We start from the raw sequence: 20,988 nt of genomic DNA on the forward strand, positions 1-20,988 counted from the left end.
ACGAGGGAGCCGTTCGCCGGCTCCCTCCGGCATCCCGAATTTGACCAGCGCCGCCTTGATGAGCGGGCGCGACGGGGACTGACTGATGGGCAAGGTTACGGGGTTTCTCGAGATCGATCGCCAGGACCGCAAGTATCGGCCGGCGCATGATCGCATCCGCAACTACCAGGAATTCGTGATCCCGCTGAGCGAGCAGGGAACGCGCGATCAGGCGGCGCGCTGCATGAATTGCGGCATCCCCTATTGCCACACGGGTTGCCCGGTCAACAACCAGATCCCGGACTGGAACGACCTCGTCTATCACGGCGACTGGGAGGCCGCGGCGCGCAACCTCCACTCGACCAACAACTTCCCGGAATTCACCGGCCGCGTCTGCCCGGCCCCGTGCGAGGCCTCCTGCACGCTCAACCTGATGGACACGCCCGTGACCATCAAGACGATCGAGTGCTCGGTCGCCGACCGCGCCTGGGAAGAAGGCTGGGTCAAGCCGGAACTGCCGAAGCGCAAGACCGGCAAGAAGGTCGCCGTGATCGGCTCCGGCCCGGCCGGCCTCGCCGCCGCCCAGCAGCTCGCCCGCGCCGGCCACGAGGTCCATCTCTACGAGAAGAACGCCAAGGCCGGCGGTTTGCTGCGCTACGGTATCCCGGACTTCAAGCTCGAGAAGACCGTGATCGACCGCCGCGTGACCCAGATGGAGGCCGAGGGCGTCGTCTTCCACTACAACGTCAATGTCGGCGTCGACCTGAAGGTCGACGAGCTGAAGGCAACCCACGATGCCGTGCTGCTGACCGGCGGCGCCGAGAAGCCGCGCGACCTGCCGATCCCGGGCCGCGAGCTCGACGGCGTGCATTTCGCCATGGAGTTCCTGCCGCAGCAGAACCGCCGCGTCTCCCACGAGCCGGTCGGCAATGTCGAGCAGATCCTGGCCGGCGGCAAGCATGTGGTGGTGATCGGCGGCGGCGATACCGGCTCGGACTGCATCGGCACCTCGGTGCGCCAGGGCGCCCTGTCGGTGACCCAGCTCGAAATCATGCCGAAGCCGCCCGAGAAGGAGAACAAGCTCCTGAACTGGCCGAACTGGCCTCTGAAGCTGCGCACCTCCTCCTCGCATGAGGAGGGCGCCGAGCGGCAGTTCTCGGTGCTGACCGAACGCTTCGAGGGCGAGAACGGCCGCGTCAAGGCGCTGCACTGCATCGAGGTCGACGCCAAGATGCAGAAGGTTCCGGGCAGCGAGTTCGTGCTCAAGGCCGACCTCGTCCTGCTCGCCATGGGCTTCGTCGCGCCGGTGGCGGAGGGGCTGGTCACCGAGATCGGCGTCGCCCGCGACGGCCGCGGCAACGTGCAGGCGACCGAAGAGGACTACAAGACTTCGGTCGACAAGGTCTGGGCCGCCGGCGACATGCGGCGCGGCCAGTCGCTGGTCGTCTGGGCGATCCGCGAGGGTCGGCAGGCCGCCCGCTCGATCGACCTCGCCCTGATGGGCAAGTCCGAACTGCCACGCTGATCCCGCTGCCGACCGGCCGGCAAGTCCCCGGCGGGTCGCGGAGTAAGTTGGAAGATATCATCAAGGCCCCGCTCCCCAGCGGGGCCTTTGTCATGCCGGGGCTGCAAAGGTCGGGCGGCAGGGATCGGATGGCGCGTTTCCGCCGAACCGGTCCGGCCTGGTCCGCCGCAGCCTCAGCGCGGGCGGCGCCAGCGGAAATCGTCGATCCGGCCGGTCGGCGCCTCGATGCTCTCGCCGCGCACGAAGCGGCGATAGAGCGGCGTCTCGGTGATCGGGAAGCCACCCGGCATCACGTCGGCGGGCTTCACCAGCGCGGGCGTCGGTGTCGGCGCGACAGTGACGATGCTGCCGGTCGCGCGCGCGCCGGGCGTCGTCGGCGGCGGACCGCCGGCAAGCTCCGTCTCGGCGTCGGCTGCGACCTGGCCGCTCAGGCTGACCACCGGGCCGATCTTCTTCCACGGCGCCGGCGGCAGCGGCGGCGGCGCGGCGAGGATGACCTCCTGCGGCAGCACCGGCGCGGCAGGCGCTTCCGGCAACGCGGGCTCGGGGGCCGGGGCCACGCCCTTCAGCTGATCGCGGATCGACTGCTCGACGAAGAAGGCGAGCTTGCGCTGGCCGGCGCGGTTGAAATGCGTGCCGTCGCCGGCCCTGAGCTTCTTTTCCTTGCCGTCCACGTCGGGACCCGAATAGGTGAAGTTGCCCTCGTCGTCGGTGAAGCCCGGCCAGATGTCGATGAAGGTCGCCCCGTTCGCCTCGACCAGTTGTTTGACGATGCCGTTGGTGACGCTCAGAAAGGCCGACAGGGTCGGCCGCTCCACCGGCGGCTGGCCGACCCAGTAGATCGGCTTGCCGGTCTCGCGCAGGGCCTTCAGGACGGCGCCGATACGCGCCCGGTAGGCGACCTCCCACTTGTCGGTCTTCAGGTCGTCGGTCTTCTGGCCGGTCTTGCGGTCGTAGAAGGACTGGCGATCGTTGATGCCGCTCATCACGACCAGGAAGTCGAAGCGCCCCTCCTGCAGCATGGTCGGCAGCTGGGCGAGGAAATCATATTCGTCGTCGCGCACCAGGCTCAGCGAAGGCCGCGCCTTCGAGACGACCTTGACGGAGGGCGTATCCGCAAAAGCGACCTGAAGTCCGAGCGCGAGGCCGGCCGCCTGGCTGTCGCCGAGCACCAGCACCACCTGGGCATCCGCATCCTTGGGTTGCTCGATGATGCGCGGTTCCGGATTGGACACGCGCGGCCGCGGCGGCGGTGCAGCGGTCTCCGGCTGGCCGGGATAGCCGAAACCGCCGGGCGGGGCCGGATACTGTCCGGCCGGCGGCCGGTTGCCGATGCCGCCGGGCGGCGTCGGGGCTTGCTGCCGGCCCCCGCCGAACAGGAAGCGGAAGAAGCCGCCGCCGTCGTTCTGCGCCGCGGCGGGCGGCGGCGAGGCGAGCACCGAGACGATTGCGAACAGGAGAACGGCGGCAAGCCGGAACAGGCCGCCCGTACGCCACGCGCGGGTCGCCGGACGGCCGGCGGCGCACCCGGCCACGCGCAACCGCAGCGCAGCGGTCACGGGTGCCGCAGGCATCGTCTCGGGCAGGATCGGCATCGGGCGGACCTCCGGGCAGCAGCGGACGCGGCCGAACCGGCGGCGCGCCTCCTCCCCCCAACAGGCACCAGTCTAGCCGCCGCGGAGCCGTTTGAGAACCTTGTCGGAGGGGAAGCCGTCGGCGGGCGTCATGCCGACCGAGCGCTGCCAGGCCTGGACGGCGGCCTGGGTCTTGTCGCCGACGCGGCCGTCCGTTCCGCCCGTGTCGAAGCCGAGCTGGGTCAGGCGGGTCTGCAGTTCCTGCGCCTCCTCCAGGCTCAACTGGCGCTCGTCGGTCGGCCATGGCTGCACGAAGGGACCGCCGCCGCGAATCCGGTCGGCCAGATGGCCGATCGCCAGCGCGTATTTGGTCGACGGATTGTAGGAGCGCAGTGCGTAGAGATTCTGCAGATACATGAAGGCCGGTCCGTTGACCCCCGCCGGCACGGCGAGGCGGGCCTTGTCGTCTTCGCGCGGGAAGGGTTCGCCGGAAACGCGCGTCACGCCGAGCGCCTTCCACTGGGCGACCGTCTTGATCAGCTTGCCGTCGGCGAGACCGGCATTGAAGGTCGGCGGCAGCTTGACCTCGTAACCCCAGGTCTCGCCGCGCCGGAACTTGCCGCGCTCGACCAGATAGCGCGCCGTGCCCGCCAGCGCGTCGTCGGGCTTGCCGAACGGACTGATCCGGCCATCGCGATCGAAATCGACGCCCATGTTGAGCCACACCTCGGGCATCCACTGGGTATGCCCCATGGCGCCGGCCCAGGACCCGACCATGTCGGCCGGCGTCGCCCAGCCGCGATCGACGATGATCAGCGCGTTGATCAGCTCCTGTTCCCAGTAGCTGCGCCGGCGCGCGTCGCCCCAGGCCAGCGCGGCGAGGCAGGGGATCACCGGGCGCATCCATTTGGTGTTCACGGCCACGTCGCCGAAGGCCGATTCCATGCCCCACAGCGCGCACAGCATGAAGCGGTCGACGCCGTAGACCTGCTCGATGCGGCCGAACAGCTCCGCATACTGCTTGACCCGCTCGCGGCCGGTATTGATGCGCCATTCGTTGACCCGGCGGTTCAGGTAGCGCCAGATCGGCTCCTGCACCTCGGGCTGGGACTTGTCGAACTCGAACACCTTGGTGTCCGGCTGGGTCTGGCTCATGACCCAATCGTACATTTCCCCGCGCACGCCCTTGGCGGTCGCCCGCGACTTGAACACCTGAACCCACTGGGCGAATTCATAGTTCGACGTCTGGCCCCATGCCGGGCCACCAAAACCGGCCGCGGCCACCGCGCCGAAGCCGCCGGCCAGCACGGTGCGCCGCGACGGCGCGCCCATGCGGACACCCAAGGAGGGCGCCATGGCATCGGCGTCAAAGGAATTCGCGTCGTCCATCGGGCGCAAGGCACCGAGCGGTGGGCGGTTGGCGGTCATGGTCATCTCCTCGCAGCGGCGGGGCGCGGCGGGGCACCCGGATCGGATCCCCGCATCTTCCGTCGAAGCTAGGGCCGGATACGGTTAACGTCGTCCTAATGATGAATGTAATGCGCACCCGCGCGCTCGAAAAGGCCCGGATGTCTGACGCGCCCGGATCGGGCAAACCGCAGTGCCGGCTTGCGCGTTTCCGTCGGGCGTGGCTGCTCTTGCAGGTCTTCGAACGATCGAATAGGGCAGGATGACGGTCATGTTCGTGCCGCAAGCGGCGGCTAGTGCACCGTCGCTGCACGTTCGGGCGGCCATTCGAAAGCAGGCTCCATGTCCAAACCGATTCGCAAAGCCGTATTTCCCGTCGCCGGTCTCGGCACGCGCTTCCTGCCGGCCACCAAGGCCGTGCCGAAGGAGATGCTGACCGTCGTCGACCGCCCGGTCATCCAATACATCGTCGACGAGGCCAGCGCCGCCGGCATCGAACATTTCATCTTCGTCACCGGCCGCAACAAGGCCGTCATCGAGGATCATTTCGATATCGCCTACGAGCTCGAGGCGACGCTGAAAAGCCGCAACAAGACCGCCGAACTGGAGCTTCTGTCGCGCTATCAGCCGCCCGCCGGCCAGACCAGCTTCACCCGCCAGCAACTGCCGCTCGGCCTCGGCCATGCGGTCTGGTGCGCGCGCGACATCGTCGGCAACGAGCCCTTCGCGGTCCTGCTGCCCGACATGATCATGAAGGCGGAGACCGGCTGCCTCGCGCAGATGATGCAGGTCTATGCCGAGACCGGCGGCAACGTCATCGCGGTCGAGGAATGCGACCCCGCCCTCGCCCACCAGTACGGCATCGTCGGCGTCGGCGAGAGCAAGGGCGCCGATGCCTTCGCGATCACCAGCATGGTCGAGAAGCCGCCGAAGGGCACCGCGCCGTCCAACCGCTTCATCTCCGGCCGCTACATCCTGCAGCCCGAGATCTTCGACCACCTCTCGCGCCACGAGAAGGGCGCCGGCGGCGAGATCCAGCTGACCGACGCGATGATCCGCCTGATGGCCGACCAGCCCTTCTGGGGCACGCGCTTCAACGGCGAGACCTACGATTGCGGCTCCAAGATCGGCTTCCTGGCCGCCAATGTCGCCTTCGGGCTGGATCGGCCGGAGCTGAACGCCGATTTCCGCAAGGAGATCGCGCGCCTGCTCGGCTGACCGCCCGGCGCCGCACGACCCTCGACGCGCCGCTTCCGGACCTCGGGAGCGGCGTTGTCATGTCCGGAGCCGCAAACCAATCGGCACGCGATCGCTACTTCTGCAGCCGCAGTCCGATGGTGACGGTGCCGACATCGTAGTCGGAGCCGGCCGTCGTGGAATGGAACCGGTCATACTGCGTGCGCAGGAAGGCCTGGACGTTCGGATTGAAGCTCCAGGTCAGCGCGGCCTTGGCGGTCGAACTGCGCTCCTCCAGGGGCAGGCCCTGATAGCGGCGGTCGGTCGCCGAAAGTCCGGCCTCCGCCGCCATCTGGCGACCGAGCTGCTGGTTGACCGTGACGCCCAGCGTGCGCGCGATCGAGCCCGGCGACCCGGCCAGCGTGGTCGGCTCGAACGCGGTCTTGGCGGTCAGCGTCACCCGCGTCAGCCGGGTCGGCGACCAGATCAGCGAGCCGTCGAGGGTCGCCCCCGCGAGATCGCCGAGCTTCGGTCCCGCCGGGCTTTCGCTCGCCCATCCGGCCGAGAGGTCGCCGCGCAGGATCGGCCCGAAATCGAGCTCGGCACCCGCCTTGACGGCGCGCCCGTCGGCGTCACGCAGCTTGGCTGCCGCCGGCTCGACATAGCTGCGCCGGCTGGCCTGGACCTCGACATAGGGCGTCACCGCCGGCGACAGATGGAACCCGGTCCGGAGCGCGGCGATGACGCGGTCGTTGTCGCGCGAGGCGGCGTCGGCGATCGGGCCGCCGCCCTCCAGCGTGCCGCCGCTGTACCGGGTCGATTCCAGATCCGTCCGCAGGGTCAGGAAGATCAGGCCGGCATCGCGGGTGAAGCCTGCCGACCCGGTGACGGTCGTGGCGGTCGACGGAACCGCCGTCCCGGACGGGTTCTCCGCGCTGCCGGAGGACTGGCGCGAGACCGCGTAGCCGGCCTTCAGATCGAGCCGCATGCCGTCGGCCAGGTCGACCCGGCCGGCCGCCTTCAGATTGGCGCTCGGCTGGTCGAGGCTGCGGTCGGCCGGATAGGCCAGATAGCTGCCGCGCAGATCGAATTCGAGCGCATGGCGCGACCAGTCCGACGCCGCCCGCAGTTCCGGCGCCACGGACAGCACGGAGCCGGGCCGGCCGGTGGTGGAGGCTGCGGCGTTGCTGGTGCGGCCGACGCCGATCTCCAGCGCCGGCCGGAGCAGGAAGCCGCCGGCGCGGAAGCCCTGCTGGGCATAGGGCTCGTCCGTGTCGGCGAGCGGATCCTCGCCGGTCCGGCGCAGGCCGGGCGGAACCGGATCGGCCGGGGCGGCCGGTTCGGCGGCGCGCGCAGGCGTCGCCGGCCGCAGCGCGCCCGTTGTCGGGGCCCGCCGGTCAACGGCCCGGGTCGTCGTTGCCAGGCGTCCGTCTCGACCGCGTTGCGCTCCGGGCCCGGCGACGCCGGACGAGTTCGAGCCCGAAACGGGCAAGCCCGCCAAGTTCGCGGCGGTCGCGTTCGGGCCGGCAGTATCGGTGCGGGCCGAGCCGGGGCCCGCTGCGGCCGGACCGGCTCCCGTGCCTGAAATCGGTGCCGCGGTACCGCCGCCGGCCGCCGGCACCGCGGCGCGCGCATCGGAAGCGCCCGGCGCGCCGGGGCCGGGGGACAGCGGATCGGCGGGTACGAGGCCCGGCGGATCGATCGGGGGGCCGAGCCAGTCGATCGTCGACCCCGGCGGATTGGTGCCAACGGTCGGGGGGCGCCGGCCGGCCGGCGCAGTTGATTCGCGACCGCGCGGGCGCGCGACGGCCGGCGTCCGCGCCGCAACCGGGTCCGTATCGCTGCGGAGCTGCTGCAGGCCGGGCGGCAACGCTCCGTCCGATCCGCGCAAGGGTGGCGCCCCCTGTGCGGCGGCGGCGCCGGCCGCGCCGACCAGCACCCAGATGACCGGAACGGATCGGCGCAACATCGCGGAAATCCGCCCTCTTTCCCTTTCGGCGCCGGGCGCCGGGCGCTTGCCGGGCGCCTTCCTTACCGGACCGTAAAGGGACATGGTTAAGGTTTCCTTGCCGGCCGCCCGGCCGGCCAGAGAGACGCGCTCCCGCGGCGGCCGGATCGGCGGGGTTGGCGCAGCCGGCAAACGTGCTAAAAGGCCGGCTGAGGTCGCCGGGGATCGGGACCGCCCGGCGGGCGGAACCCGACCCGGCCCAGGTGCCAGGAGAACGGGGATGCGCTTCATCAACGCCGATATCGTCTCGAAGGCGGATCGCGGCATCTCGGGGCTCGCCGGCGAAGGCAACCAGGCCTCCGACCTCACCTCCGCGCGCCGCACGCTCGGCATCCAGATCGAGAGCATGCACATGCTCGCCGCCGCGCTCGACGGTCCGCTCGGCCGCGCGATCATGGAGGCGGTCGCCACCATCCGCGCCGCACGCGGCCGCGTCATCATCTCCGGCATCGGCAAGAGCGGCCATATCGGGCGCAAGATCGCCGCCACCATGGCGTCGACCGGCACGCCGGCCTATTTCGTCCATCCGAGCGAGGCGAGCCACGGCGACCTCGGCATGGTCACCGCCGACGACGCCGTGATCGCGCTGTCATGGTCGGGCGAGTCCAGCGAACTGGCCTCGATCCTCGCCTATACCCGCCGCTTCCGCGTGCCGCTGATCGCCGTCACCTGGAACGCCGCCTCGACGCTCGGCAAGGCGGCCGACATCGTGCTCGAACTGCCGAAGGTGCAGGAAGCCTGCCCGCACGGTCTCGCCCCGACCTCCTCGACCATGCTGCAGCTGGCCATCGGCGACGTGCTGGCGATCGCGCTGCTCGAAAGCCGTGGCTTCACCGCGCAGGACTTCAAGGTCTTCCACCCGGGCGGCAAGCTCGGCGCCAGCCTGAAGCATGTCCGCGACGTGATGCACCAGGGCGCGGCCGTACCGCTCGCCCCGCTCGGCACCTCCATGAAGGAGGCGATCCTCCTGATGAACCAGCGCGGCTTCGGCTGCCTGGGCGTCCTGTCCGAGGACGGTCGCCTCGCCGGCATCGTCACCGACGGCGACCTGCGCCGCCACATCGCCGATGACCTGCTGGTGCGCTCAGTCGACGAAGTGATGACCCGCCGCCCGAAGACCATCCGCCCGGACGCGCTGCTCGCCACCGCCATCGAGATGCTCAACGCCGCCTCGATCACCGCGCTTCTGGTGGTCGACGACGAGCGCCCGGTCGGCATCGTCCACATGCACGACCTGCTGCGCATCGGCGTCGCCTGAGGACGGCGGGCGCGAGACGACTTGGTCGCGCCGCGCCTTTGCCTGGCCGGTCCGATCAGGCCCGATCCACCTTCAGGATCGGGCCGTCGACGCCGATCACCTTGATGCGGGTTCCTGCGCTCATGTCCGGCCCCGAGATGCGCCAGATCGTGTCGTCGACCTTGAGCGAGCCGTGGTCTTCGACAAGCGGCGTGGCGAGGGTGAAGACCCGGCCGAGATAGCGCGACGCGCGCTCGTTCAGATGCGGGTCCTCGGTCTGCAGGTCGCGTGCATTGAAATAGCGCCGGCCGGCCAGAAGCAGCACCAGCGACAGCACGCCCCAGGCGATTGCCTGGACCTGCCAGGTCAAGTCGAAGGCCAGATCGAGACCGCCGACCACCAGGGCGGCCACGCCCAGCCACAGGAAGAAGGTCCCGGGCGCGAAAACTTCGAGCAGCAGGAGCACCAGGCCGAACATCAGCCAGAACCAGGCGGTGGAGGCCCATCCGATCAACATGCCGGTCAGATCCATGGCGGATTCTCCTCAGACGACGAAGCCGGCGGACGCGCGGGCACTCGGAACGGATCCCGGCGCGCCCGACGGCGGGGTCACGCCTTGCGGTCGTGGGCGAGCGCGCTCTTGGCGATTTCGGCGATGCCCGCGATAGAGCCGATGATCGAGGTCGCCTCCATCGGGATCAGCACCACCTTCTGGTTCGGCGCGGACGCCATCTCCTTGAAGGCCTCGATATATTTCTGCGCCACGAAGTAGTTGATCGCCTGCAGGTCGCCCTTGGCGATCGCCTCGGAGACCATCAGCGTCGCCTTGGCTTCGGCTTCCGCGAGGCGCTCGCGGGCCTCGGCGTCCCGGAAGGCGGCCTCGCGGCGGCCTTCGGCCTCCAGGATCTGCGCCTGCTTCTGGCCTTCGGCACGCAGGATTTCGGACTGGCGCGAGCCTTCGGCCTCCAGCACGGCGGCGCGCTTGTCGCGCTCGGCCTTCATCTGCCGGCCCATCGAGGCGACCAGATCGGCCGGCGGGATGATGTCCTTGATCTCGATGCGGTTGGCCTTGACGCCCCAGGAGGCCGCTGCGGCATCGACCACCGAGAGCAGGCGGACGTTGATCTCGTCGCGATGCGACAGGAGCTGGTCGAGATCCATCGAGCCCATGACGGTGCGGATATTGGTCATGACCAGATTGAGGATCGCGGTTTCCAGGCTCTGCACCTCGTAGGCCGCCTTGGCGGCGTCGAGCACCTGGAAGAAGGCCACGCCGTCGACCGAAACCGTCGCATTGTCCTTGGTGATGACCTCCTGCGTCGGCACGTCGAGCACCTGCTCCATCATGGAAAGCTTGGCGCCGATCTGCTCGACGAAGGGCGTGATGATGTTGAGGCCCGGCTTCAGCGTGCGCGTATAGCGGCCGAATCGCTCCACGGTCCAATTGGAGCCCTGCGGCACGGTCTTGACGCCCGCGAACACGGTGACGATCAGCACCGCGACGATCGCGATGATGACCATGTCGCTGCCCGAAATGACGAAATTCATGTGCGATCCCCCGAACGCCCGGCCGCGCCCCTCCGACATGGAAGGTATGCGGACCCGTCCAGCATCGCAACATTCATGAACCGATCATGTCGCCACCGTGGCGGCAGGCCGTGGCGACGCCCGATCAGGCCGAGCCCGGCCTCCAATCGCTTGGGAGGCAGGCCTCGGCGCGGACCGCTTGCCGTCGCCCGTTCAGATCCAGCCCGACAATTCGCGCCGTGCGACCGCCTCGATCACCCGCATGCCGAGATCGCTGTCGTTCAGGCACGGCACCGCATGGAAATTGACGCCGCCGGCATGATGGAAGATCTCGGCATTCTCGCCTGCGATCTCTTCCAGCGTCTCCAGGCAATCGGCCGTGAAACCCGGCGTGATGACCGCGAGATTCTTGACGCCGGACTTGGCCAACGCCTCGACCGTCTTGTCGGTATAGGGCTGCAGCCATTCCTCCGGCCCGAAGCGCGACTGGAAGGTCATGCGGAGCTTGTCCTTTTCCCAGCCGAGCGCCTCGCGCAGAAGTCGCGCCGTCTTGGCACAATGGCAATGATAGGGATCGCCCTTCTCGAAATAGCTCTTCGGGATGCCGTGAAAGGACGACAACACGACGTCCGGCGTCCAGTCGAGCCCGGACAGGCTGGCCGTCAGGCTCTCGGCGAGCGCGTCGATATAGACCGGGTCGTCGTGATAGGGCGGCACGGTCCGGACGGCCGGCTGCCAGCGCATGGTCTTCAGCACGTCGAAGACCACGTCGTTGACGGTCGCGGTCGTGGCCGCCGCATATTGCGGATAGAGCGGAAAGACCAGGATGCGTTCGCAGCCTTCGGCCTGTAGATGGGCCAGGCGGCTGGCGATCGACGGATTGCCGTAGCGCATCGCCCAGTCGACCACCGCACGGTCGGACACGGCGCCGAGAGAAGCCTGCAGCTTGTCCGACTGCGACCGGGTGATGGTCCTGAGCGGCCCCTCGTTGCGCTCCTTGTTCCAGATCGTGTCGTAGTCGCGGCCCTTGCGGCCCGGCCGGGTGGTCAGGATGATCAGGTTGAGCAGCGGCCACCACAGCCAGCGCGGCGTCTCGATAACGCGCCGGTCGGACAGGAATTCCTTCAGGTAGCGCCGCATGGACCAGTAGTCGGTGGCGTCCGGCGTGCCGAGCGCGACGATCAGCACGCCGATGCGGCCGGCCCTGACCGGCGGATGGTCGGAGGGAAGCCGGATGGCCCGATACTGGGCGACGCGATCCGACGCCGGGGCGGACGGAGGGGCGGCCGCCGGGGGAGCCCCGGGGGCGAGATCGGAGGCGACATCGGAAGCGGCGACGGGGCCGGGATTGGAATTCAACGTCAGGTCCTTTCAAAGCGCAGTCGGGGCGACGGCGGCTGCGGCACCGCTGCCGGAAATACGCCCCGAGGGTGCGATCCGATCATCGGCCGATCATACCCGTTGCCTGCGACAAGTCCTATGGACAAGCCAACATGGCTTTGCCACACTGATGTTCATGAATAGTTCCGGTTATCTATTGCGTTCTTCGGAATGTGAGGGACCATGCAGCCGCTGTCGCACCGTATCCGCCGCCCGTTCATTCAGGCCGCCGCCGCCCTGCTCGTCGCAGCCTTCGGCCTCGTCGCGGTGGTGCCGGGCCTTGCGCGGGCGGCCGAAGCAAAGCTGACCTTCCTGCTGGTCAACGATATCTACAAGATCGACGGCGACAAAAAGCGCGGCGGATTCTCGCGGCTGGCGGCGATCGTACGGGCGGAGAAAGCCAAGGGCGGCACGGTGGTCTATGTCCATGGCGGCGATACGATCTCGCCGTCGTTGATGTCCGGCTTCGACCGCGGCGCCCATATCGTCGAGATCCTCAACATGGTGCCGCCGGATGTCTTCGTGCCCGGCAATCACGAATTCGACTTCGGTCCGCAGATCTTCCGCGAACGCATGGCGGCGCTGAAATCGCCCCTGAAGCTCGCCGCCAACCTGCGCGAGCCGAACGGCGAGCCGGTCGCCGGCTTCAAGGATTCCTCCGTGATCGAGGTCGACGGGGTCAAGATCGGCATCGTCGGCGTGACCGCGGACGACAGCCCGAACAAGTCCTCGCCGGGCGATCTGAAGTTCACCGACCTGATCCGGACGGCGTCGGCCGAGGCGCGCAAGCTGAAGAGCGGCGGGGTCGACTTCGTCGTGCTGGTCGCCCATGCCAATCGCGTGCAGGATTTCGCGCTGATCCAGTCGGGCGCTTTCGACCTGATCCTGTCGGGCGACGACCATGACTTGGCACTGATGTTCGACGGGCGCACCGCCATGGTCGAGTCCAAGGAAGAAGGCGAGTATGTCACGGCCGTCGACCTGTCCATCAAGGCGGAGGAGCGCAGCGGCCGGCGCGCGGTGACCTGGTGGCCGAATTTCCGCATCATCGACAGTGCCACCGTCGAGCCGGATCCGGAGACGGAGGCGCGCGTCGAGACCTATCGGAAGGACCTGTCGCGCGAACTCGATGTCGAGATCGCCAAGCTCGCCGTGCCGCTGGACAGCCGCTCGACGACGGTGCGTACCGGCGAGGCCGCGATCGGCAACCTGATCGCCGACGGCATGCGCTGGGCGACCGGGGCCGACATCGCCATCACCAATGGCGGCGGCATCCGCGGCAACAAGCAGTATGTCGCCGGCGCCCCCTTCTCGCGGCGCGACGTGCTGGTCGAGCTGCCCTTCGGCAACCGCACCCTGCTCCTCGCCGATACCGGCGACACCATCCTGGCGGCGCTCGAAAACGGCCTGTCCCAGCTCGGCGAGACCGGCGGCCGCTTCCCGCAGATTTCCGGCGCGACCGTCGAGGTCGACAAGTCGAAGCCGGTCGGAAGCCGGGTCGTCTCGGTCAGGATCGGCGGCGAGCCGCTCGACCCGAAGAAGACCTACAAGATCGCCATCAACGATTTCATGGGCCGCGGCGGCGACAACTATCGCATGTTCATCAAATCGAAGCCCCTGCTCGGCGAGCGCGACTCCAAGCTGATGGCCAACGACGTGATGGCCTACGTCAAGGAACGCGGCACCATCGACCAGACCGTGCAGGGCCGCATCGTCATCAAGTGAAGCGGAGCGTTCGGCGGCAAGCCTGACGGGTGCGAGGCACCCGACGGGTCGGGCGGTCCGGATCTCGTCTGGCGGAGGGGACCCGTCGGGGGCATCCCTGCCCCGTCGCCGCAGCCGGAAATTCCTATTCGGAAATCCCTATTCGGCTGCCTCGGCCGGCGGCCAGGCGCGCAGCTTGCCGGGATTCATCAGACCATGCGGGTCGGCGAGCGACTTGAACTGGGCCGCGCCGCTGTCGACGCGCTTCCAGCCGGCATCGTCGAGCGCATAGCTGTGCGGATCGCTGACCGCCACCTCGTTGGCATTCAGTTCGTCGACGATGGCGTAGAGCCGTTCCGGGCTGGTGAACTTGACGATCGGCAGGGCCGAATTGGTCACCCGGCCGAAGCGGCGCTGGAATTCGAGATGCAGCCAGATCTCGTCGCGGAAGCGCTCGCCGACCCAGGCGACCAGATCGAGATTGCGGCCGGGCGGAAACCGGAGCTGCAGATAGGTGATGGTCGGGTCGACCTTCAGCATGTGCAGCGTGGTGTGGTTCCAGGTATATTCGTAGAGAGGCGCGATCGCACCATGGCCGTCGAAGGCCGCCGCGCGCGCCGCCTCCGCGGTGCGGCGGAACGTCACCGTGCCGCCATGGGCCGCCGCGATCGCCTCGCAGGCCTCCGCCTGCGGCTCGCTGACCATCAGGATCGCGATCGCCGCCCCGTCCGGCGCATAGGGTTTCAGCCGCTTGATCGCCGCCGGGATGCGCGGCTCGTGGATCGAGACCAGCCGCTTGGCGATGCCGTCGGCCTCCGTGAAGGCCTGGCCGAAGCGGGCGGCGGCGGCGAGATCCGGAAAGGCGACGATGCGCTCGGCCCAGTCATGGCGCGGCGCCAGCGGGATCTCGGTCTCCGTGATGACGCCGTTGACCCCATAGGCATGCAGCACCTTGAGCACGTCCGGCCCGCGCAATTCGACGATCCGCGGGCTCTCCTCGACGGTCACCACCTGAAGCGCCAGCACGGCGCCCGGATCGGAGATCTGACCCCAGCTGCAGGACCCCGCCCCGCCCGCGCCGCCGGCGATCAGCCCGCCGATGGTCGCCTGCTTTCGGGTCGAGGGATAGAGCCGCACCTCCTGGCCTTCGGCGAAGAGGCCACGGTCCATGTCGAGCAGCCGCGCGCCCGCCTCGAAGCGGCCGGCGCCGGGCTTGACCCAGAGCGTCCGGTCGAGTGCCGAGACATCGAGCAGCATGCCGCCTTCCAGCGGTACCGCCTGGCCGTAATTGCCGGTGCCGCCGGCGCGGACCGTGATCGGCACCCGCAGCCGCGCCGCGACCGCCGCCGCCCGGATGACCTCGTCGCGGTTGCGTGGGGCGACGACCAGATCGGCGCGGCAATGCTCCAGTTGCGGCTTCAGGATCGGCGAGAACCAGAAGAAGTCGCGGCTCTTCAGTTTCAGCGTCGCGGCATCGTCGGCATGGGGCACGTCGCCCAACGCCGCCTTGACCTCGGCCCAGATGCCCGCCTTGCGTCCCGCCATGTTCCGTCGCTCCGATGCTGATCGGCGCGATGGTGGCATGCCATCTGCCACAGCGATAGCGCCGCGAGCGCAACCCCACTCCCCGCGCGCCGCGTCGGACCGACGCGGCCGGCGGCAACGGAGCTTGCGACTGACCCCCTGCCGCGTCTTTGGAACTTCGCAAAGTCTGTCAGTCAGCTTAGCGAAGCGTGCCGGGCGCGGCGGGCCGACCGGCCCGGCACGCATGGCTCAGCCCTTGGCAGAACCAAAGTGTTACAGTATAACATCCGCACGTTCCGCACCGGATCGCCGTGAGTAGCCCGTGACCTCATCCCCCTCCCCGTTCACGCCTCTCCCGGCGGAAGATGCCGGCGCCTCGCCGATGCCCGCGGCGACGGGGACCGCGCATGGGGGGCATGCCCGGCACGATCACGCCGGACATGCCCCTCCCAGCCAGCCACACGACGCCCATTCGCATACGCGGGCCGGCCACGGCGACCATGATCACGCAACCCACGACCATTCCGGGCATGGCCACGCAGGGCACGGGCATGCCGCCCATGGCCATGCCGGCCACGATCACGCGGGCCAAGAAGGCCATGATGCCACCGCTCACGATCACAGCAGCCACCAGTCCCATCGGCATGGGCCCGACGGCACGCCGGTCGCGCTCGGCGCCCGCCATGCCCATGCGGCGGTTCCGTCTCTTTCGCTCCTGCGCCTGTCGCTCGGCATCCGCCTGGCGGTGGCGCTGGCCCTCTCCGTCCTGATCTGGGCCGGCGTGGCCTGGGCCCTTTCCTGATCGCAGCCGCGGAGAACCGCCTTGGCCGCCCGTATCGAATTCCAGGACCTGACGCTCGGCTACGATCGCCATCCGGCCGTGCACCACCTGACCGGCGCGATCGAATCCGGTGCGCTGATCGCCGTGGTCGGACCGAACGGCGCCGGCAAGTCGACGCTCCTTAAGGGCATCGTCGGCATGCTGCAACCGCTCGGCGGTCGCATGCGGCTCGACGGCATCGCCCCGCACGACATCGCCTACCTGCCGCAACTGGCCGAGGTCGACCGCAGCTTCCCGCTCTGCGTCTACGATTTCGTCTCGATGGGCCTGTGGCGCAAGGTCGGCGCCTTCGGGCAGATCGGCCGGGGCGAGCGCGGCCGGATCGAGGATGCCATCCGGGCGGTCGGTCTGGAGGGCTTCGAGCGCCGCGCCATCGGCACGCTGTCGGGCGGGCAGATGCAGCGCTGCCTGTTCGCCCGCCTCCTCCTGCAGGACTCGTCCCTGATCCTGCTCGACGAGCCCTTCAATGCGGTCGATGCCAAGACCGCCGCCGACCTGCTCGACCTGATCCGCCGCTGGCACGACGAGAAGCGTACCGTCGCGGCCGTGCTGCACGACATGGACACCGTCCGGCGCAGCTTCCCGGAGACCGTCCTGATCGCCCGCGAGGTGGTCGCCTGGGGACCGACCGCGGAGGTGCTGACGCCGAGAAACCTGCTCGCGGCGCGCCGCATGATCGAGGCCTTCGACGACGCGGCGCATATCTGCGCCCGCGACACGGCGGCCTGAGGGAACCGCGATGCTGTACGACCTCCTGATCGAGCCCTTCGCCGAGTTCGAGTTCATGCGCCGGGCGCTGGTCGGCAGCCTCGCCCTGTCGCTCGGCGCCGCGCCGATCGGCGTCTTCCTGATGCTGCGCCGCATGTCGCTGACCGGAGACGCGATGGCGCACGCCATCCTGCCCGGCGCGGCGATCGGCTACCTGCTCGCCGGCCTGTCGCTGCCCGCCATGACCATCGGCGGCCTGGTCGCCGGCCTCGCCGTGGCGCTCGGCGCCGGGGCGGTCGCCCGGGCGACGGTGCTCAAGGAGGATGCGACGCTCGCCGCCTTCTATCTGATCTCGCTCGCCCTCGGCGTGGTCATCGTCTCGGCCCGGGGCTCGAATGTCGACCTGCTGCACGTCCTGTTCGGCTCGGTGCTGGCGCTCGACGACCAGACGCTGCTGCTGCTCGCCGGCGTCGGCACCGGCACCCTGATCGCGCTCGCCGTCATCCTGCGCCCGCTGGTGCTGGAATGCGTCGACCCGGCCTTCCTGCGCTCGGTCTCACATGCCGGGGCGCGCGTCCATTTCACCTTCATGGCGCTCGTCGTCATGAACTTGGTCGGCGGCTTCCACGCCCTCGGAACCCTGCTCGCCGTCGGCATCATGATGCTGCCCGCCGCCGCCGCGCGGCTCTGGACCAACGACCTGAGCGGCCTGATCGGCATTTCGGTCGTCATCGCGGGACTGTCGAGCATCGGCGGGCTGCTGCTGTCCTATCACCTCAGCCTGCCCTCCGGGCCGGCCATCATCCTCGTCGCCGGCGGGGCCTATGCCCTGTCGCTCGTCTTCGGCCGTGCCGGCGGGGCGATCCGTCACCTTCTGCCGGCCCGGCATCTGGAAGCCTGACACCCCTCCGGGCCCGCCCGAAGGCCCCGCCCGGACGCCCAGGCGCTTCGCATATCGGAGGTACCCATGACTGGAATTGTTCGTCGCTCCGTCCTCGGCGCAGCGGCCTCGATGGCTGCTGCCCTCGTCGTCCTGCCGCTCGGCGCCGGCCCGACCCGCGCCGCCGATCCGATCCCCGTCGTCGCCACCTTCTCGATCCTCGGCGATTTCGTGCGCCAGGTCGGCGGCGACCGGGTCGCCGTCAAGATCCTGGTCGGTCCGAACGGCGACGCCCATGTATACAACCCGACTCCGGCCGACGCCAAGTCGGTCGCCGGCGCCAAGGTCGTCTTCGTCAACGGCCTCGGCTTCGAAGGCTGGATGCAGCGCCTGGTCAAGGCCTCCGGCACCAAGGCCCCGATCGTCACTGCCACCACCGGCATCACACCGCGCGAGATGGCCGATGACGACGACGATCACGATCACGACCCAAAGGCCAAGGCCAAGGGCAAGGACGCCCATGCCGGGCACGACCACGGCGCCACCGACCCGCATGCCTGGCAGTCGGTCGCCAATGCCAAGACCTATATCGCCAATGTCCGCGACGGCCTGATCGCGGCCGATCCGGACGGCAAGGCGACCTACGAGGCCAATGCCGGCGCCTATCTGGCCAAGCTCGAGACCCTCGAGGCCGACGTGAAAGGCGCGATCGAGAAGATCCCCGCCTCCGAGCGCCGCGTGCTGACCTCGCATGACGCCTTTGGCTATTTCTCCGGCGCCTACGGCATCACCTTCCTGGCGCCGCAGGGCATCTCGACCGAAGCCGAGGCGACTGCCAAGGACGTGGCCAAGCTGATCCGCCAGATCAAGAAGGAGAAGGTCAAGGCCGTGTTCATCGAGAACATGACCGACGGCCGCATCGTGGAGCGCATCGCCAAGGAGACCGGCATCCGGCTCGGCGGGTCGATCTACTCCGACTCGCTCTCCCCTGAAACTGGACCGGCGGCCACCTATATCGATATGGTCCGCCACAACGTGAAGCTCCTGACTGCCGCCATGGCCGGGGCCTGAGGCCCGACCGGACCGGTACGCCGGACGCTTCGCATGACCGACCTTCGAGCCCCGGCCCGTCCGGGGCTCGCTCCATTTGCCGAAGAGGCCAAAGCTCATGTCTGCTGCGCCCATCTCCTCCGCAACCGCGACCGCCCCCATCCCCGTCACCGTGCTGACCGGCTATCTCGGCGCCGGCAAGACGACGCTCCTCAACCGAATCCTGACCGAGGACCACGGCAAGAAATACGCCGTGATCGTCAACGAGTTCGGCGAAGTGGGCATCGACAACGACCTCGTCGTGGACACCGACGAGGAAGTCTTCGAGATGAACAACGGCTGCATCTGCTGCACCGTGCGCGGCGACCTGATCCGCATCATCGAAGGCCTGATGAAGCGCAAGGGCAGCTTCGACGGCATCCTGATCGAGACGACCGGTCTCGCCGACCCGGCGCCGGTGGCGCAGACCTTCTTCATGGACGACGACGTGCGCGCCCGCACCCGGCTCGACGCCATCGTCACCGTGGTCGATGCGCTGAACCTTGCCAGCCGGCTCGACGATGCGCCGGAGGCCGAGGACCAGGTCGCCTTCGCGGACGTGATCCTGCTCAACAAGGTCGATCTGGTCACGCCCGAGCAGCTCGCCCGCGTGCGCAGCGACATCCGCGCCATCAACCCCTATGCGCGCGTCATCGAGACCGAGCGCTGCAAGGTCGATCTCGGCGAGATCCTCGACAAGGGCGCCTTCGACCTCACCCGCATCCTGTCGGTCGATCCGGACTTCCTGGTCGACGACCATCACCACCACAACGAGGACGTCCGCTCCATCTCGCTCAAGGCGGGCGACCTGGACCCGGAAAAGTTCTTCGACTTCGTCAACCGCGAGACCCAGGCGCAGGGCCCCAACATCCTGCGGCTCAAGGGCATCCTGGCCTTCAAGGACGATCCGGACCGCTATGTCGTGCAGGGCGTGCACATGATCGTCGAGGGCGACCACCAGCGCCCCTGGAAGGCCGACGAGCCGCGCGAGAGCCGGCTGGTGTTCATCGGTCGCGATCTGGACTGGGCCGGCCTGCGGACCGGCTTCGAAGCCTGCCGGATCGCCGCCTGACGTGTCGGCCCCACTGACGCCGGCATTCGGCTCGCGACGGCCACTCCTCCGCCCCGGATCGGTTCGCGCCGGACGGGGTCGGATCGGGACGGCCGGCGCGAAAAGACGAGATCCGGTGCCGCCATGCCGCTGCCGGGCGTTGTCCTGACGCCCCGAAGAGGCCAAAAGGGGATGGCAGACGGCACGGGCCGGCGCGGCATCATCCGCCCGCCGGATTCCATCCGCCGCTGCCGACCTACCAGCCTCCGCCGACCCGCCAGCCTCCCCCCGACCCAACCGCATCCCCCACCGCCCGGATCCCCGCCTTGCCCCGTCTGACCCCTCTTGCCCTCCCCGCCTATGTGGTTGCCGTCACCCCTCTCGGCGGGCGCACGGCCTTCGCGCTTGGTGACGGTTCCGTCCATCTCGGCAACGACGCGGCGGATCTGCGCGCCGTCCAGGTCCATGACGGCGGCATCCTGGCGGCCGTGCCGGCGCCCGACGGCAAATCGCTGATCACCGCCGGCGACGACGGCCGCGTGATGGCGACCGATGCCGAGGGCGCGACCACGCTTCTGTTCGAGAAGAAGGGCAAGTGGATCGACCAGCTCGCCTGCGGGCCGCAGGGCGCGGTCGCCTTCGCCAGCGGACGGATGGCCTGGGTGCGGCTGTCCGACGGCAAGGTGGTCGAGTTCCCGCACGAAAAGGCGGTCGGCGGCGTCGCCTTCCTGCCCAAGGGTTTGCGGCTGGCGACCGCGACGGTCGACAAGGCGATCCTGCATTGGGTGACCGCCAAGGGCGCCCCGGCCGAACTCGGCTGGAAGGGCGCCCATACCGGCATCACGGTCTCGCCGGACGGCCGCTTCCTGGTCACCACCATGCAGGAGATGGCCCTGCACGGCTGGCGCATCGAGGACGGCAAGCACATGCGCATGACCGGCTATCCGGCCAAGGTGAAGTCGGTCTCCTGGAGCCCGAAGGGCCGCTGGCTCGCCACTGCCGGCGCCAATGCGGCCATCCTCTGGCCGTTCAGCGCCAAGGACGGGCCGATGGGCAAGCCGCCCCTGCAGCTCGGCCCCTATCCGAAGCTCGCCACCCAGGTCGCCTGCCACCCGACCGAGGAGGTCGTCGCGATCGGCTACCAGGACGGCATGGTGCTAGCGGTCCGCTTCGGCGACCAGGCCGAGGTCGCCATGCGCCACCCGAGCGGCGAGCCGGTCTCCGCACTCGCCTGGAGCCCGGACGGCATGACGCTCGCCATCGGCACGGAGAGCGGCGCGGCCGGGCTGGTCGACATCGGCGCCGCGTGACGCTCGCGCTCGGTACCATTCCGTAACGGCTTTGCGGCAGCATGACGGTCCGTCCCGGATTTCGCGTC

Annotated in this window: 17 protein-coding genes; 10 read left to right on the forward strand and 7 right to left on the reverse strand. The window is 69.1% G+C overall.

Annotated features, from left to right (window positions below; translation table 11 throughout):
* The first annotated feature begins 85 nt into the window (after positions 1–85).
* Entirely contained in the window at positions 86–1,504 is a 1,419-nt protein-coding gene (locus tag KL771_RS05650; protein ID WP_261967560.1) for a glutamate synthase subunit beta, read from the forward strand.
* Between the two features lie 173 nt (positions 1,505–1,677).
* Here the strand turns inward: KL771_RS05650 and KL771_RS05655 are convergent, their stop codons facing one another.
* Both KL771_RS05655 and KL771_RS05660 read right to left on the reverse strand, forming a co-directional pair.
* Positions 1,678–3,099 carry an SGNH/GDSL hydrolase family protein gene (locus KL771_RS05655; protein ID WP_261967561.1) on the reverse strand — a complete coding sequence of 474 codons (1,422 nt, stop codon included), beginning with the start codon at positions 3,097–3,099 and terminating at the stop codon, positions 1,678–1,680.
* 72 nt (positions 3,100–3,171) lie between these two features.
* Positions 3,172–4,410 carry a lytic murein transglycosylase gene (locus KL771_RS05660; RefSeq protein WP_390866539.1) on the reverse strand — a complete coding sequence of 413 codons (1,239 nt, stop codon included), beginning with the start codon at positions 4,408–4,410 and terminating at the stop codon, positions 3,172–3,174.
* 417 nt (positions 4,411–4,827) lie between these two features.
* On the opposite strand from KL771_RS05660, the gene galU reads away from it, so the two are divergent.
* Positions 4,828–5,703: a UTP--glucose-1-phosphate uridylyltransferase GalU gene (gene galU, locus KL771_RS05665; protein WP_261967563.1), complete on the forward strand. Its 876-nt coding sequence runs from the start codon at positions 4,828–4,830 to the stop codon at positions 5,701–5,703.
* A gap of 94 nt (positions 5,704–5,797) precedes the next feature.
* On the opposite strand, the gene KL771_RS05670 is transcribed toward galU, so the two are convergent.
* The gene (locus tag KL771_RS05670) at positions 5,798–7,630 is read right to left on the reverse strand and encodes an outer membrane beta-barrel protein (RefSeq protein WP_261967564.1); all 1,833 of its coding nucleotides are present in this window, start codon (positions 7,628–7,630) and stop codon (positions 5,798–5,800) included.
* A gap of 259 nt (positions 7,631–7,889) precedes the next feature.
* On the opposite strand from KL771_RS05670, the gene KL771_RS05675 reads away from it, so the two are divergent.
* Entirely contained in the window at positions 7,890–8,927 is a 1,038-nt protein-coding gene (locus KL771_RS05675; protein ID WP_261967565.1) for a KpsF/GutQ family sugar-phosphate isomerase, read from the forward strand.
* Between the two features lie 55 nt (positions 8,928–8,982).
* Here the strand turns inward: KL771_RS05675 and KL771_RS05680 are convergent, their stop codons facing one another.
* The 3 genes from KL771_RS05680 to hemH form a co-directional block, all read right to left on the reverse strand.
* The gene (locus KL771_RS05680; RefSeq protein ID WP_261967566.1) at positions 8,983–9,438 is read right to left on the reverse strand and encodes an NfeD family protein; all 456 of its coding nucleotides are present in this window, start codon (positions 9,436–9,438) and stop codon (positions 8,983–8,985) included.
* A gap of 77 nt (positions 9,439–9,515) precedes the next feature.
* Positions 9,516–10,454 (reverse strand): SPFH domain-containing protein, encoded by a 939-nt coding sequence (locus KL771_RS05685; RefSeq protein WP_390866531.1) that lies wholly within the window; start codon positions 10,452–10,454, stop codon positions 9,516–9,518.
* 192 nt (positions 10,455–10,646) lie between these two features.
* Entirely contained in the window at positions 10,647–11,669 is a 1,023-nt protein-coding gene (gene hemH, locus KL771_RS05690; RefSeq protein ID WP_261967640.1) for a ferrochelatase, read from the reverse strand.
* 327 nt (positions 11,670–11,996) lie between these two features.
* On the opposite strand from hemH, the gene KL771_RS05695 reads away from it, so the two are divergent.
* Positions 11,997–13,538 carry a bifunctional metallophosphatase/5'-nucleotidase gene (locus tag KL771_RS05695; protein ID WP_261967567.1) on the forward strand — a complete coding sequence of 514 codons (1,542 nt, stop codon included), beginning with the start codon at positions 11,997–11,999 and terminating at the stop codon, positions 13,536–13,538.
* A gap of 138 nt (positions 13,539–13,676) precedes the next feature.
* Here the strand turns inward: KL771_RS05695 and KL771_RS05700 are convergent, their stop codons facing one another.
* Positions 13,677–15,062, reverse strand: coding sequence for an FAD-binding oxidoreductase (locus tag KL771_RS05700; RefSeq protein ID WP_261967568.1), 1,386 nt, complete (start codon positions 15,060–15,062; stop codon positions 13,677–13,679).
* Between the two features lie 361 nt (positions 15,063–15,423).
* On the opposite strand from KL771_RS05700, the gene KL771_RS05705 reads away from it, so the two are divergent.
* From KL771_RS05705 to KL771_RS05730, 6 genes are all read left to right on the forward strand, one after another.
* The gene (locus tag KL771_RS05705) at positions 15,424–15,843 is read left to right on the forward strand and encodes a hypothetical protein (RefSeq protein ID WP_261967569.1); all 420 of its coding nucleotides are present in this window, start codon (positions 15,424–15,426) and stop codon (positions 15,841–15,843) included.
* 21 nt (positions 15,844–15,864) lie between these two features.
* Positions 15,865–16,611 (forward strand): metal ABC transporter ATP-binding protein, encoded by a 747-nt coding sequence (locus tag KL771_RS05710; RefSeq protein WP_261967570.1) that lies wholly within the window; start codon positions 15,865–15,867, stop codon positions 16,609–16,611.
* A 10-nt stretch (positions 16,612–16,621) separates the two neighbouring features.
* On the forward strand, positions 16,622–17,491 hold the full coding sequence (locus tag KL771_RS05715; RefSeq protein ID WP_261967571.1) for a metal ABC transporter permease: 870 nt from the start codon (positions 16,622–16,624) through the stop codon (positions 17,489–17,491).
* Positions 17,492–17,602: 111 nt separating this feature from the next.
* On the forward strand, positions 17,603–18,541 hold the full coding sequence (locus KL771_RS05720) for a metal ABC transporter substrate-binding protein (protein ID WP_261967572.1): 939 nt from the start codon (positions 17,603–17,605) through the stop codon (positions 18,539–18,541).
* Positions 18,542–18,638: 97 nt separating this feature from the next.
* On the forward strand, positions 18,639–19,631 hold the full coding sequence (locus KL771_RS05725) for a CobW family GTP-binding protein (RefSeq protein WP_261967573.1): 993 nt from the start codon (positions 18,639–18,641) through the stop codon (positions 19,629–19,631).
* Between the two features lie 305 nt (positions 19,632–19,936).
* A complete protein-coding gene (locus KL771_RS05730) occupies positions 19,937–20,920 on the forward strand; it encodes a WD40 repeat domain-containing protein (RefSeq protein WP_261967574.1) in 984 nt (327 codons plus the stop codon).
* Positions 20,921–20,988 lie beyond the last annotated feature (68 nt).

Origin of the sequence: Prosthecodimorpha staleyi (assembly GCF_018729455.1) — a bacterium.
Taxonomy (GTDB): Bacteria; Pseudomonadota; Alphaproteobacteria; order Rhizobiales; family Ancalomicrobiaceae; genus Prosthecodimorpha; species Prosthecodimorpha staleyi.